The organism is Sunxiuqinia elliptica (assembly GCF_900113005.1).
Classification (GTDB): domain Bacteria; phylum Bacteroidota; class Bacteroidia; order Bacteroidales; family Prolixibacteraceae; genus Sunxiuqinia; species Sunxiuqinia elliptica.
On sequence record NZ_FONW01000001.1, the window covers coordinates 1,133,671 to 1,148,798 of the forward strand.

The window sequence follows — 15,128 nt, forward strand, 5'->3', positions numbered from 1 at the left end:
TATCATTGTTTAATTGATCGGGTAATAAATTCCTGTCACCCATTTTGATTCATCGGGCACCTGTTGTGGATCTGTGAGGTACTTTTCCATTGGGCCTCCCGTTAAGATGAAATGGTTGTCGGTAATCCATTGTTGAATGAAGTTGTGAGTCTTCTCCAGGTTCGAATAAGAACCGAAGTGATCTGCCGCAGCATAAGTTCTTCGGGGCATTTTACCGGAGATGATTTCTCCTTCGGGAACAACGGCACCGTCAACGGGAATACCACATTCCAGATCAACTAAGGTTCCATCAATCTGATGATAAATGGCGTAAGGCATATCGGTTCGCAATAAGCCTTGGTCGTTTATAAACTGCATGAGTTGTCCGTAGTAAATTCCCATTTGGGTTGAAATATCTTCGAGTTGAACGTGCTTTCGGATACTGACATAATCAAATTCGGGGACTGTTACCAGTTCAACGATCGGGCGTTTTTCCTGAACAATGGTTTCTGAAACGATTTTGAGGTTTTCAATTCCTTTTTTGAAATCCGGGCCAATCATGGCATCAAACATAAGCCCCATCCAGCGGGCCAATGGGTTGTTGCCAAGGTCGGTGTCAAAAGCCCACGTGATCGTCGTGGCTCCGTTGTGTTCATCAAACAAGAAGTAGCCGGTAGCTGTGCCCTCCTCCATAAAATCCATTTCGGTGGCAATCGAATCGTAGGGAACCGATGCGGTAATGGTCAACTTCCCCGAGCCAACATTTTTCTCGTCACTTTCCCAAGTGTAGGAGGCATTTTCACCAATCCCTTTGTTTTGGTATTTGATTCTCATGTTTGGATCTAGCTGGTTCCAAACGGCCCATTTATTCCAGTTGCGTAAGTTGTTTATTTGGTTGAATACCACTTTTGCCGGAGCATCAATAACTCCTTGCCGTTCAACGTGCACCTGGCGTGGAAGAAAAAAAGCAATAATGACCATAGCAACAAGAAAGAGTAAGAGTCCGATCAGGAATTTTTTGAGCTTCTTCATGAGTTTTAATTGAATGTTTATTTTCTCCGAAAATAGTAAATCAGAATGATTCAATATACAAAAAAGAAATGGAATATACTTGATTTGAACTTTGGATAAAATGACCTATAAAACAGCCCGGAAAGTTAGGATGACCTGGCGCCTAGGCGCTACAATCCCAGAAGAATAGGGACGGTAACGTTTGTTGAGAATATTCTCAATTCCAACGCTTAGTTGATAATTCTCACTTAGTTGTGTATTTGTTTTTAGATTGATTGTTGCCCAGCCTGGTGAATAAGCTTGGCCATTCTTGTCGCTAGCATACAAATAGGCCTTGTCTTGTTCGCTGGGAGCCAGCTTATCATGACCTAATTTCCCGTTGAAACGAAGGTAGAGATCGAATGATTGACGAGTCGTTTGGTAAATGAGGTGTGAGCTCCCAAAAACCGGAGCAACATGGCGAACCGGCTGTTTTTCGCTATCCTCTCCCCAAGTTGTTGTAATGGTGCTCCGTGTTTTCCACTGGGACGCAAGAATCCACTCCATGCTAAAGTCACCTCCATAAATGTTGGCGTAATCTGCATTGACAAGCGCTTCAACTTGGCTGAGTTCATTTTCATACCAGATTGAATCTTGCCCATTGAGTTGGTATGGGCGCCTGACCATCGCATTGTTCAAGTAGGTGTAATAAAGATTTAGCTCGAAGCGGGCCAGGTTCTTGATACTGCGCAAAATGCCAATCTCGAAATTGCGAACATATTCGGGCTTCAAATCTGGATTGGGAACGATGACATTCCCCGGACTGGAGTCGAATACTTTGGCAACATCATCAATGTTCGGCGAGCGAAATCCTGAGGAGATGGCTGCATTTAATTGCCACTGAGGTGTCGGATGAAAGACAAAACCCAGGTTCCCGGTCACGGCCGTGTGGGTATTTGTGAATTCATCGTCCGGAAAATCGAAAAAACGTTTGTCGAATTTTCCGCTGAGTTGGTTGACAGATAAGCGGCTACCAGCGTTTAAGATAAATCGTTTGCTTACTGAGAGTTTGTAACTGGCGTATGCGGCTATGCTTGAAGTTTGTGAGCCGTCTGGATAGCGGGAACTGGTTGGAATGCTCGGTGAATCATTTGTAAAGTCCACCTCACCTTCGGATTGAATCCAATTGAAATTGCCTTCGAAACCATAAAACAAGGTGTTGTTTTGATCGATTTGCTTGTCCAGGTCGAGATTAAGTGTGAGGATATCCAAGTGTTCCTGTCGCTTGGTAAGTTCTTCGCTAGCCAAACGTCGGTCGTTTCTACTTTCGTCATAAGCTTGCCAACCAATAACAAGCCGGGCTTGGTTAAAAAGGAGGGCGTTGGCTGTCCATTGGGTGTCGAAAGCATGCAGTTTCCATTTTTGGGGGCCATAAAACCACTCGGCATATTTCAGTTGCTCGTTGCTGTATTGAATTAAGCGGTCGTAACGAGGAATATCGGATGTGGCTGACCAATGAAAGGCGTAATTGAAATCCCATTTTGAGTTGGGGCGATACCGAAATTTCTGCATGAAATTAAACTGGCTGTATCCTGTTTGAACCTGCTTTCGACTATTGTCATTCGAAAGAATCTTATCATCTTCAACGTATTCCGGACGGAGATAACTTTCAGGGCCATGCTTTCCCATCAGTAAATCATCAAAATCCGAAAAAGTTAAGCTTGTTAGGCTTGCCAACTTATCAGTTCCGAAGTTAAAATCGGCATGAACTGTTTTCTCAAAGTTGGCACTGGCATAACGCACAAAGGCATTTCGAGCCTGCTTGTAGTTTGACGAAGTAGAAAGCTTGGGGCTTAGGGTTTTGAAATGCAAGACGCCTCCTAAGGCATCGCTTCCATACATCACCGATCCTGGTCCAAAAATCACTTCAGTTTGTTCCAGACTGGCTGCATCCAGCGAAATAACGTTTTGCAGGTTGCCGTTTCGGTAGATTGCATTGTTCATGCGGATACCATCAACGACAAGAAGCAGGCGATTGGCTGAAAGGCCTCGGATCATTGGGCTACCTCCTCCTAGCTGACTCTTTTGAATGAAAACTCCGCCCTTGGAGTCCAGTAAATCGGCTGTCGTTTGCGGGTTAACCCGCGCTATTTCCTGTTGACTGATGCTGATAATTTGTTGAGGGACTTCCAAACGAGATTGCGCCCTTCGATTCGCAGAAACAACAACTTCATCCAGTTTGACCGGATCTTCTTTTAAGTTGACCACAAAGTTGTTTTGGACTAAGCTATGCCGGCTGATTTGTAAATCAAGGTAAGCTGTATGTGTAAAATGAAATAGCGAATCGGATTGGAAATTTGTTAAATCGAGCGTTCCTTGACTATTGGTTATTCCATTGTTTTTGATTGAATGAACAATAACACCCTCGATTGGGTGGCCTGATTGGGCATCGACAACAACTAGCTTTTGAGCACGACTCTCAAAAACGATGAATAACAGCATGCACAGTACGATAAGTTTGGTCACCAGCGGTTGATTTTTGAAATAAACAACTGTGCGGAACCCAACAATAATTATGCCGATTGTAGCAGTTTTTTCAGAATTTCAAAAGTCTGATCGGGATAATGAATCGGAGCAGGTTGATTTTGTTCCAACCAATGTTGAATGGCTTGATGCTGATTTTTGAGTCCAGTGAGTACCGGAATTTGCATAGCTTCCAGAAAAGCCGCGTTGCAAGCTTGTTCGTACTGATTTTTCATGGGGATAACACAAAGCTTTTTGCCCATGTAAAGAGCTTCGGCTGGAGTTTCAAAACCGGCTGTGCATAAAATACCTTTGCAGGTGGTAAATGATTTGGTGAAGTGAGCTAAAGAAACAGGTCGAATCCAAATATTTCCTTCGCGATAAGCGTGTTTGGTGTGCTTTGAGAAGACCTGCCAGTTGATGTGTTGAAATGGAGTCAGGGCACTAATAATGGCTTGATCGCTATAAGCCGGAAGGTAAACGGTAAAGTGGTTGAGTTGCTGAATAGCTGCCTGGCGAATGGTTGAACGAATAACTGGGGTAAAAAAGGAATTGCCCAGCGATTGAAAATGAAATCCGAATGTCGGATTGCTTGGAGCATAGTGCTTTAATATGAACTTCCCTAAAGTATCCTGATTTTTCGGTTTGGGAGTATGGGGATGGAGAACTGCGTTTTGATGACTGAGTCCAATGCATTTCTTTTTTCGAAGCTTACAAGCCCAGGCTGAGATCGGTTCAAAATCGGAGATTACATGATCGTAGTCATGGACTGGCAATTGCGAAATGCCTTTCCAAAATCGCCATGGTTTAGCTTTCTTTAGGGTTTGGGTGATATCAACTCCTCCTTGCTGCCCGAAAATGAAACTAAGCCCGTAAAGTTGATAGTCAATTGCAAATGGCAGTTGGAGGTCTCCCTGAATACCACTGACAAGTACATGTGTTTCTCCCAGTTTTTGAAGGAGAGGAACAAGCTCTGTTGCCCGCGCCAAATGTCCATTTCCGGTCCCTTGAATTGCATAAAGTATTTTCACTTAATTGTCATTATTTAATAACTGGATCCGCCAAGCGTTGTTTATTGCATGTTATTTAGTGTTAGCTCTTGAACGAGCAACTGATAAAGCTCTTTCTGGCTTGGTATATCGAGTTCATCCTGTAAATCTTCATCTTTCGACTCATCAGTAAAATGAATCAAGCTCCAGTTCTCATTGACATATTCTGCGGCAGTCAGATGTTCAACCCAGTCGCCACAATTTAAGTAACGAACCACGCCATTTTCGGTAATCACCTGCTTGTCGCAGGGAACATGGGTGTGCCCGCAAATAACAGTTTGGTAGTCGCGTTCACTGGCCGTTTGGGTGATCACCTGCTCAAATCGCGATAGTTGAGGCTTCTGCTTAATTAACTTTTTCTTCAGGCTTTTATAGAAAATAACCTCTTTGATGCGAAAGAACCGAAGGATGGAATTAATAAACTTATTAACAATCGTTAGGAGTCCATAGGTTGCTGCTCCAAATTTAGCCAACCACTTGGCCTGGTGAATGATGTGATCAAAAAGGTCACCATGGAAAATCCAGGTTTTTTGGCCATCCAAATTCAGAACAAGTTGATTCACGATTTCAAGATTTCCCATGCGGGCTCCATTGAACTTTCGCAAAAACTCATCATGATTACCGGTGATGTAAACGATTTTTACACCTTTTTCCAACATCTTGATAAACTGCCGGATGACTTTTAAGTGGGCTTTGGGAAAGTAATTTCGGGAGAACCGCCAAGAGTCAATAATGTCGCCATTCAAAACCAGGGTTTCCGGTTGTATTGTTTTCAGATACTTCAACAATACTTTGGCTTTACTGGCATGAGTTGCCAAATGGATATCCGATATCACCGAAACGTCTAATTGCTTAAGTACTTGTTTCATCGATTCGTAGATGTTTATAGCGGCAAATTGATTAAAACATGTTAAGTCCAGATTGTCTGAACATTAAACAATCAAAAGCAAATGAGAGAAGGTGTTAAGAAACTGTTTAAGTTCATGCAACTAATTACTAAACATATTGAAGTTATTTGTTGTTTCTTATCTTGTTTTTACTTTGAATGTTCTTGCTTGATTCATAGCTTTGTAATGAAGATGCCAAGGTTTTTGAATTTTGATAATGAGCATCTTTCAAAGCGGTATCATTTCAGGGAAATTGACGATTCGATCAAGGGTGTTTCAATTATTATTGTTACACTTGTAATGCTAGACTACACACTTAACCTAAATTTATGTCAGCTCGTTTGAAAGACAATGACCAAACGTTATGGGCCAGATTTTTGAACGGTAATGATCAGGTTTTGTCGTTAATTTATTTGCGACACGTCAATGCCTTGCTTGATTATGGCTGTAAAATTACGTCGAATCGTGACCTCGTAAAAGACGCTATCCAAGATATTTTCTGTACAATACTTCGAAACAGACAAACGCTATCCGCTACGGATAATATTCGGCTTTACTTGTTTAAAGCGCTCAAGCGAAAGTTGATTCGGGAAATCCAAAAAAGTCATAGGACGCAGCAGGTAGAAGGTGAACCCATTGTGGGCTTTAACATTTCCTTCCTTTATAGTTTCGACCACACGGATTTCGAATTATCGCCAACACAAAAGCAAGAATTGGTTGATGCCATTGAAGCTTTAACCGATCGACAAAAAGAAGCAATTTACCTACGATTTACGCGAGGCCTGGACTATCGGGAAATAGCTGTTATTCTAAATTTAAATTACCAATCAGCCCGGGCACTCATTCATCGGGCAATTTCAAAACTTCGGGATATCCTGGCAGATAAGGCAGAATTGTTTAGTCAGGTTTTATGGGTTCTGTTTCAATCCCATAGAAAACCTGTTTTTTAACAGGTTATTTTTTTCTCAAAAACCATCAACAGAATGATAACTGCTGTCTTATAGGGGCAGAATACAGAATCAATGGACAAATACAAGAACTATACGGTAGAGGACTTTTTAGCCGATGATTATTTCATTCAGTGGCTAAATGATCCAGAGGAAGAGCATGAGGCGTTTTGGACCGAGTTTGTTACGAAATACCCCAAGCAAAGATTGAATGTGGAACAGGCCAAATTTATTGTGAGCATGTTTCAGCATGAGCAAGAGAAATTGAGTTTAGACGAAACCTTTGATATTTGGAACGATGTGGTTCGTAGTAACAAACGTTCGAAGGTTGGCCGTTGGGGAAAATGGATGCGCTATGCGGCCATTATGGTGCTGGTGTTTGTTTCTGGTGCGGTCTCATTTTATGTGTACGAAACAACCCGGGAAGTACACTACGAATTATCAGAAGTGAATGACCCGAACCAAGGGGAAGCCAAAATTGTGCTGTCTGATGGAACGGAAATCTCGCTGGAGAAGAATGAATCGGAGATTACTTACGACAGTTTTGGAAGCCAGCTGGTTGTGAATAACGATACCATTACGCAATCACGAAATGAAGGCAAAGAGTTGATGAATAAGGTAATCATTCCTTATGGTAAAAAATCAATGATCATGCTTTCGGATGGAACAAAAGTATGGCTAAATGCAGGAAGTCAGTTGGTTTATCCTTCTGTTTTTCTTCGAAATAAAAGGGAAGTTGTTTTGGTGGGGGAAGCCTATTTTGATGTTGCTAAAAATCAAGACAAGCCATTTTTTGTTCGAACAGCCGAGCTAAATGTTCGTGTGTTGGGGACAAAGTTTGATGTCTCGGCTTACCCTGAAGATGACTTTGTTTCAACAACCTTGGAAGAGGGAAGTGTTGGCCTTGAAATTAAAGGGAAAGGGTTATTGGCAGAGGATAAGCAAATTCTGCTGACGCCAAATCAGAAGATTAGCCTGAATAAAGCAACACGAGAAACAACTGTTCGGGTGGTGGATGTTAGCATGTACACCTCTTGGAAAGAAGGAATCCTAAAATCAGAATCAGAGGATTTAATTCGATTGATTAAGAAGATTGAACGCTATTACAATATTGAGATCAGCCTGAAAGATCCGCTTGTTGCCGGATACAAAATTTCAGGGAAGCTTGATTTGGAAAACAGTGCTGAGGAAGTTTTGAACATCATTAAACTAACGGTTCCGATTGACTGGACCAAGAAAAGTAATGGAGACTTTATTATTATGAGTAAATAACAACCAAACCAATAAAAAAACCGGAGAATATGGCGGTACTCCCCGGTTTAAACCAAAAGGTTTGATTATTAGTCGTTAAACTAAACGTTCAAATTTATGAAAAAAAAGTTGTATGAAGGGGGCTTTCACGCAAGTGGAGGGTTCCAAAAAACGTTCCTTATTATGAGGTTATCTGTACTATTCCTATTAGTCAGTGTTTTAAGCGCTGTTGGGAACAGCTATTCGCAAAACACAAAATTCTCACTTAGACTTAACAATGCGACAGTAAAACAGGTATTTACTGAGATTGAGCAAAACAGTGAATTCATTATTGTCTACTCCGATGATATTCTGGATGTATCGAAGGAAGTGTCAGTGGTGGTAACCAATTCATCTGTCGAAAAAATTCTGGATCAAATGTTTGCCGGAACCCCGATTGACTACACCATCAAAGACCGGCAGATTGTGATAACTCAAAGGGTGGATTTGCCAACTTTGGGAGCGATGCTTCAAGGCGACAAAGTGGTTCAAGGAAAGGTGGTTGACTCAGAAGGGATCGCACTTCCCGGGGTGACCATTGTTGTCAAAGGAACCAGCGTTGGAACCATTACCGACTTTGATGGAGCTTTTAGCTTAGAAGTTCCCGCAGGATCAGAAATGCTGGTCTTTTCTTTTGTTGGTTTCCAAACGCAAGAAGTACTAATCGGTAATCAAACCGTCTTTGATATTAGTTTGGCTGAAAATATGTTGGAAATCGAGGAAATCGTCGCAGTTGGTTATGGTACGCAATATAAACGAGAGGTTTCTGGTTCAATTTCCAGTGTTTCTGAAAAGAATTTCAACAAAGGTGTTAATAGCACGGCAGTCGATCTGCTTAAAGGAAAAGTTGCTGGTTTGTCAATCACGCAGGGAAGTGGTGACATCACCGAAGATCAAACAATTCGTTTGCGCGGAACTTCTTCTTTGACCGGAAGTAGTAAGCCTTTCATCGTAATTGATGGCGTTCCGGGAATGAGTTTGAACTCAGTAGCTCCTCAGGATATTGAATCGATGAGTGTTTTGAAGGATGCAGCCTCTGCTGCAATCTACGGTTCACGGTCTGCCAGTGGGGTAATTTTGATTACCACCAAAAAAGGATCGGCCCGTCAAAGTCAAGTGGAGTATGAAGGTTATTTGGGCATTGACAACGTGATCAATACGCCGGATGTGCTTACTGCACAAGAGTGGCGCGACTATACTTCAGCCAATGGAATTGATACGGAAGGGTTGGATCTGGGAGCCAACACCGACTGGTTTGATCAAATTATGCGAACTGGAGTTACTCAAAATCATAACGTGTCGTTCTCTGGCGGAGCTCAAAACCACAACTATCGGGCTTCGTTTTCTTACCTCGATCAGCAGGGAGTTGTTGAAGATAACAGCATGGAACGCTATAATTTAAGAATGGTTTTTAACCAGAAAGCATTGAATGATAAACTTGACGTTTCGGTAACAGGATCAATTACCCAGCGGGATTATACGCCAACAGATACCCGGAATTTTGTATTGGCTTATAACATGCTTCCAGTGGTTCCTGTAAAAACAGAGGATGGAGAATGGTATGACACTCAGGAGTATGATCAGGGAAACCCTGTGCGAAATATCGAATACAACAGCGATCAGTATAAAAACAATATTTACTACGGAAATATTCGGGCTGACTTGGAAATTGTGAAAAACCTTAAAGCTTCGCTAAGTCTTTTAAAAGAACGTGAAAATTCAGACCGGAGTCAGTATCTGCATTCAGGAACAGAGCGTGGTCGCAACGATTTAGGGTTTGCTTTGCGCGAAGCCTGGACCCGTGACAAGGACATGTTGGAAACAACCATCAACTACCGGAAGGAATTTGAAGAGAGTAATTTGAATATTTTGGGAGGTTATTCTTACGAAGAAAACACCTATCAAAAATCAGGAGCACAAAACCGCCAGTTTGTAACCGACTTTTTTGAAGCCAATAACATTGGTGCTGGAGAAAATCTTCGAGCTGGCGATGTTTGGTCAGAAAAGAATATGAATAAGCTGATTTCGTTCTTTGGGCGGGTGAACTATAGCCTGAAAGATAAGTATGTGTTAACAGCAACTTTAAGACGAGATGGTTCTTCTAAATTCGGAGAAAATCATCGCTGGGGAACTTTCCCTTCGGTATCTGCTGCTTGGCACATCAACGAAGAAGGTTTTATGAGCGGAGCTAGCTTTTTTGATGATTTGAAATTCCGCGTAGGTTATGGGGTATCGGGTAATCAAGATGGTCTGGATCCTTATAAATCTCTGGAGCTTTACGGAACTTCAGGACAGTATTATGATGATGGCAAATGGTATAAAGCGTACCAGATCGATCAGAATGCCAACCCAAATCTGAAGTGGGAAGAGACTTCGATGTTTAATATTGGTTTTGACTACAGTATTGCCAATGGGCGTTTGCATGGAACAGTCGAATATTACGACAAAAAGACCGAAGATTTGCTGTATACCTATTCTGTTCCTGTTCCTCCTTATTTGTATCCAGAGATGGTTGCCAATGTTGGAAGTATGTCAAATAAAGGATTCGAGGTGCTCATTTCTGGAGATATTATTCGTTCGAAAGACTTGCGTTGGAATGCTTCTTTCAACATTGCACACAATAAGAACAAGATCACAAAACTTTCAAATAACGAGTTTTCAACCAGTTCAATTAAAACCGGAGATGCCTGGATTCGTGGAGGTTCATCCAATACCACCCATATTGTAGAAGAAGGCAAGGAAGTTGGTACTTTTTACGGTTGGAGATGTTTAGGTCTTGATGAAGATGGTATGTACATCATGGATGATATGGTTGACGGAGAGCCTGGTTTGAGTGATGAGGACCGGACTTACATTGGCTCTGCTCAACCCAAATTCACTTATGGGTTAGCCAATATCATTAACTATAAAAACTGGGAACTCAATTTCTTTTTCCGTGGTGTTTATGGCAACGACCTGCTGAACTTCTCAAAAATGTCCTATGCTACAACTCAGTGGTTGCCAGGAGCCAATGTTTTGCATGATGCTTTAACAATTGGTTTGTCCGATAACCCTAAGTATAGCAGTTTCTATATTGAAAAAGGTTCTTTCTTGCGTCTTGACAATGCGAGCCTTTCTTATAGTTTCGACTCTACTCCAATCAAAGGAGTTGATAAGTTACGAGTTTTTGTTACTGCTCAAAACCTTTTCACTATCACGAATTACGAAGGTTTGGATCCTGAAGTTGAAATGTCAGGACTTGATCCAGGTGTGGAAGGTCGTGAGTACTATCCAAAATCCAGAAGATTTTCAATTGGACTAAATCTGGCATTTTAATTAACTAAACTTTAACACGATGAAAATTAATAGAATAATATCATTATTACTGGTTGTCGTATTTTCCTGGGGGTACCAGGGGTGCACCAATCTAGATGAAGAGGTATATGATAAATTACCGGTGGAAGAGTTTGGAAAAACTCCTAATGAAATCAACTCGCTGATTGCTCCAATTTACCGGACTTTTAAAAATGTATTTCCTAGTAATTATCTCTTGTTGAGTGAATGCTCGGGCGATATGGCAGTAACACCAACACGTAAAGGTGGCGACTGGTGGGATGGCGGTCAGTTTAAAGAATTGCGTTTTCACTCTTGGACACCGAGTACCAGCTTGGTTGTTAGCTCATACAATGCAGCTATGGAGAGTATTACCTTGTGTAATAAGGTGTACAAGATGATCGATGTTAATGAGTCGATTGAAAACAAAGAGCAGATTTTAGCAGAAATCAGGGGTGTACGCGCTTTCTGGTATTATATGCTGGTTGACTATTATGGTAATGTCCCTATTGTTACTGACTTTGATGATACGTCTTTGCCTTCAACAAAATCGAGGACAGAGGTTTATGACTTTGTTGTTACTGAATTGAATGCGATAAAAGACTTGGTGCGTGATGATGTCAGCTCTTCAAGTTATGGAAAAGTAACAAAGGGAATGGTTTATACTTTGTTGGCCAAAATGTACCTTAATGCAGAGGTTTGGAATCCGGATGGAGGTGCAAAATGGCAGGAATGTATTGCTGCTTGTGATGAAGTTTTGGACTTAGCTTACATTATTGAGCCTAATTTTAAAGCCAGCTTTGCAGTTCAAAATCAGACTTCTCAGGAAATTATCTTTCCAGCCGTTTTTAGTACAAGCGATGGCGGAAACCATATCCACAAAAGAACGCTGCATTACCTAGATCCAGTCGCCTTAAACTTGAAAGTTGGGACTTGGAATGGTGTTAGTGCCATGCCTGTATATGTGAAGTCTTTTGATGAGGCTGACAAGCGGTTTGATTGGTCATTCTTGACCGGTGAGATGAAAGATCCGGCAACTGGAGATGTTTTGATTACTGCTCACGGACGGCCACTAATTCATACACTCGATATTGAGTTGAAATACAATATTGATGAGGATGGCTGGGGACAAGTTGAGCAAGAAGAAGGTGCCCGTTGTAGTAAGTGGGAGTTCGAAAATGGCCTTAATGGCGATATGGAGAATGACTTTGGCATTTTCCGCTTGGCTGATGTTTACTTGATGAAAGCTGAAGCATTAGTTCGTTCTGGAGCTGAAAATGCAGAGGCAACTCGCCTAGTGAATGAATTGAGAAAGCGGGCTTTTGATGATGATGCTAAGCTGTTGAGCTCAGTTACATTGGATGATATTTATAACGAGAGAAGATTTGAGTTGGCATGGGAAGGATTTACTCGTCAGGATATGATTCGGTTTGGCACGTTCCTCGATCCAATTGACGGTTGGAAAGAACAAACGGCTGAGAAGTACCTGTTGTTCCCAATTCCTCGTACAGCATTGGATGCAAATGAAAATCTAACCCAAAATCCAGGCTACTAAGCCTAATAAATGACAAGTATCCGCATAAACCCTGCGGATACTTTCTGTTTTAGAGATTTCGAGTTGGTTAAATATAATACTCTCAGGATCACCAGGATTTTGAGTTTTTGCGAATAATAGCCGCTACCCAGAGGGGTAGCGGTGTCGTAAAGGCTTTAAAAAATTGTCCTGAGGTTGACAGAAATAAGAAAGTCGTGTGCAATATGCCGCGACTTTTTTGTTTCTTTAAAGGTGTCCTGCCTTGGTGGGATAAGGATTGATTATAAAACTGACGCTTTAGCTAGTTTGCTGGAGTTAAAAAAATAGACGAATGAAGTTAATTGGCTCTTTACTTGTTTTACTAACCCTTTTCTCGTGTCAATCACCAAAGAAACCCCAAGTACAAATCGTTACAAATGTCGGGACTATCATGCTGGAATTGTATCCAGAGAAAGCTCCAGTTACGGTGGAAAACTTTTTGCAGTTAGTTGATGAAAATGCTTATGAGAATGCTTCTTTTTACCGGGTTGTCCGCATGGATAATCAGCCGGTCAACCCCGTTAAAATTGAGGTGATCCAGGGAGGATTGCAGGATGATCAGCTGGTAGAAACCTATGAGACAATCAAGCACGAAACCACCAACGAAACGGGCGTGAAACATCTTGATGGAGTTATTTCGATGGCGCGTAACGAGCCTGGCTCAGCATCAACCGAGTTTTTTATCTGTATTGGAGACCAGCCGGAGTTAGACTTTGGTGGAAAAAGAAATCCCGATGGTCAAGGGTTTGCAGCTTTTGGAGTCGTGACTGATGGGGTGGATGTTGTTCGCCAAATTCAGCATGGAAAAGCAGCAGGTCAATCACTTGAAACTTCTGTGATGATTGAGCGCATTGAACGTGTGAATTAAAAGCTGCCTTCAGGCTAAACCCAAAACCGATTTTTTTGTTTTTATAGTTCAGTTCTTAGTTGAACGATATATAAGATTATAAATTATTATTTCAAAAAAAATGAAAGAAACAACCGGAAAAATTACCTTCCAAGGAAACCCTTTAACCTTAGTTGGAGAACCCATAAAAGTTGGCGATAAAGCACCTGATTTTGTTGGATTGAGTGCTGGATTGGAACCTGTGAAATTAAGTGATTATGATGGAAAAGTTCGCGTATTGGCAATTTATCCATCGATTGATACCGGAGTGTGCCAGGCACAAAATCGAAGGTTTAATCAAGTTGCTTCGGATTTAGGCGACGCCGTTATTTTATCGATCTCTTGTGACTTGCCATTTGCCCAAGGACGCTTTTGTGCTGCCGAAGGACTGGATAAAGTTGTTACGCTGTCAGATCACAAAGAGGTAGATTTTGGAACAAAGTATGGCTACCTGATTAAAGAATTACGGTTGATGGCTCGTGGAACGGTCGTGATTGACAAAGAAGGAATTGTCCGCTATGTAGAGTATGTACCGGAAGTGACTGATGAACCGGATTATGAAAGTGCGCTGAAAGTGGTTGAAGAGTCACTTCGGGCCTAGGCATTCCTCTTTTATAGTTTGATTGATTCGCTATAACAATAAAAAAAGCTGGAGATATTTCTCCAGCTTTCTTGTTGGTAAGCATTTTAATGGTCCTAAAAATGCTAGAAGAATCTCTTCTTTGTATACGGGCGTTTATAGAAGTCGTATTCATAAATGAGCCTTATTTCGTGGGTTCCTAGTTGATATTTTCGGAATTCCTGGGCGACGGAATAATCAACGGCATAGCCAATGCGCAGGTTTTTCAATACAGAAAGTTGCATAACCGCTGCTACGGTGTGATTTGTGCGGTACATGGCCCCAATCCAAAACTTATTGTAGAACATGAAATTGGCGGCAAGGTCGGCTTGTACAGGAGCTCCAATGGCGCCTTTCACCATGAAGGATGGTTTAAAGCGAATTTGTCGTTGTTTCCCAAAAATGTATCCCCCAATCAGGTAGGCATAACGCAACTCGGCCAATGAGGAGTAGTTATTGCGGTTGGCCCTGAAATCATTTTCAATAATCTGCGGAATAGACAAACTTATGTAATAGTCTTTGGTGTAAACCATTGCCCCAATGCCCCAACTCACCATGAAATTGATGTCCACATCATCCATAAACATGGGGTCGTCAATGCCATCAGGATAAAGCTTATATTGCGTAAGCAGGTTATCGTAATTGATGAAACCGGCCTTGAGCCCTAAGCGCAAGTAGGTTTTCCAGTCCAATCGAACTTGGTAGGCGTAGTCGGCCGTAACGGTGAGTTTCTTCTCGTAGCCAATCCGGTCGTCCACAATATTGAGTCCAATACCGTTGTTTTCATTTTTCACCGGAGTGTAGAAACAAACCGATCGGGTCAGCGGTGCTCCATCGTGTCCAACGTAGTAGCGGCGGGTAAATACCTGTACGCCGACTTTCTCCCACATCCCTGCATAGGCTGGATTAACCGTTTGTATGCTGTTCATATATTGCGTAAATATCGGATCGGATTGCGCCCGACCTGAAAAACTCCATACCCCTCCCAACAAGATTAGAATGAGTATTCTAAATCCGCGGAAAAACTGTTTCGATATGTTGAGAATCCTTAACATTTCAAATAATAATGACCA

11 protein-coding genes are annotated in these 15,128 nt (G+C 41.8%); 6 read left to right on the top strand and 5 right to left on the bottom strand.

Annotated elements, in window-relative coordinates; translation table 11 throughout:
- Positions 1–9: 9 nt before the first annotated feature.
- From BM156_RS04550 to BM156_RS04565, 4 genes are all read right to left on the bottom strand, one after another.
- Complete coding sequence (locus BM156_RS04550; RefSeq protein ID WP_093918617.1) at positions 10–1,011, bottom strand: SRPBCC family protein; 1,002 nt, start codon at positions 1,009–1,011, stop codon at positions 10–12.
- Between the two features lie 105 nt (positions 1,012–1,116).
- A complete protein-coding gene (locus BM156_RS04555; RefSeq protein WP_139218212.1) occupies positions 1,117–3,495 on the bottom strand; it encodes a TonB-dependent receptor in 2,379 nt (792 codons plus the stop codon).
- 47 nt (positions 3,496–3,542) lie between these two features.
- Positions 3,543–4,523: a glycosyltransferase family protein gene (locus BM156_RS04560; protein ID WP_093918619.1), complete on the bottom strand. Its 981-nt coding sequence runs from the start codon at positions 4,521–4,523 to the stop codon at positions 3,543–3,545.
- A 41-nt stretch (positions 4,524–4,564) separates the two neighbouring features.
- Positions 4,565–5,410, bottom strand: coding sequence for a UDP-2,3-diacylglucosamine diphosphatase (locus BM156_RS04565; protein ID WP_093918620.1), 846 nt, complete (start codon positions 5,408–5,410; stop codon positions 4,565–4,567).
- Between the two features lie 347 nt (positions 5,411–5,757).
- Here BM156_RS04565 and BM156_RS04575 point away from each other — a divergent pair, with 347 nt between their 5' ends.
- The 6 genes from BM156_RS04575 to tpx all read left to right on the top strand — a co-directional run bounded on the left by BM156_RS04575 (position 5,758) and on the right by tpx (position 14,037).
- Complete coding sequence (locus tag BM156_RS04575) at positions 5,758–6,378, top strand: RNA polymerase sigma factor (protein WP_093918622.1); 621 nt, start codon at positions 5,758–5,760, stop codon at positions 6,376–6,378.
- Between the two features lie 72 nt (positions 6,379–6,450).
- Complete coding sequence (locus BM156_RS04580; protein WP_093918623.1) at positions 6,451–7,647, top strand: FecR family protein; 1,197 nt, start codon at positions 6,451–6,453, stop codon at positions 7,645–7,647.
- A gap of 162 nt (positions 7,648–7,809) precedes the next feature.
- Positions 7,810–10,980, top strand: a complete 3,171-nt coding sequence (locus BM156_RS04585) for a SusC/RagA family TonB-linked outer membrane protein (RefSeq protein WP_093918695.1) — start codon at positions 7,810–7,812, stop codon at positions 10,978–10,980.
- A gap of 19 nt (positions 10,981–10,999) precedes the next feature.
- The gene (locus BM156_RS04590; RefSeq protein WP_093918624.1) at positions 11,000–12,532 is read left to right on the top strand and encodes a RagB/SusD family nutrient uptake outer membrane protein; all 1,533 of its coding nucleotides are present in this window, start codon (positions 11,000–11,002) and stop codon (positions 12,530–12,532) included.
- 310 nt (positions 12,533–12,842) lie between these two features.
- Positions 12,843–13,418, top strand: a complete 576-nt coding sequence (locus tag BM156_RS04595) for a peptidylprolyl isomerase (RefSeq protein ID WP_093918625.1) — start codon at positions 12,843–12,845, stop codon at positions 13,416–13,418.
- Between the two features lie 100 nt (positions 13,419–13,518).
- A complete protein-coding gene (tpx, locus tag BM156_RS04600; RefSeq protein ID WP_093918626.1) occupies positions 13,519–14,037 on the top strand; it encodes a thiol peroxidase in 519 nt (172 codons plus the stop codon).
- Positions 14,038–14,141: 104 nt separating this feature from the next.
- Here tpx and BM156_RS04605 read toward each other — a convergent pair whose 3' ends face one another.
- Positions 14,142–15,110, bottom strand: coding sequence for a PorP/SprF family type IX secretion system membrane protein (locus tag BM156_RS04605; protein ID WP_093918627.1), 969 nt, complete (start codon positions 15,108–15,110; stop codon positions 14,142–14,144).
- Positions 15,111–15,128: the final 18 nt, after the last annotated feature.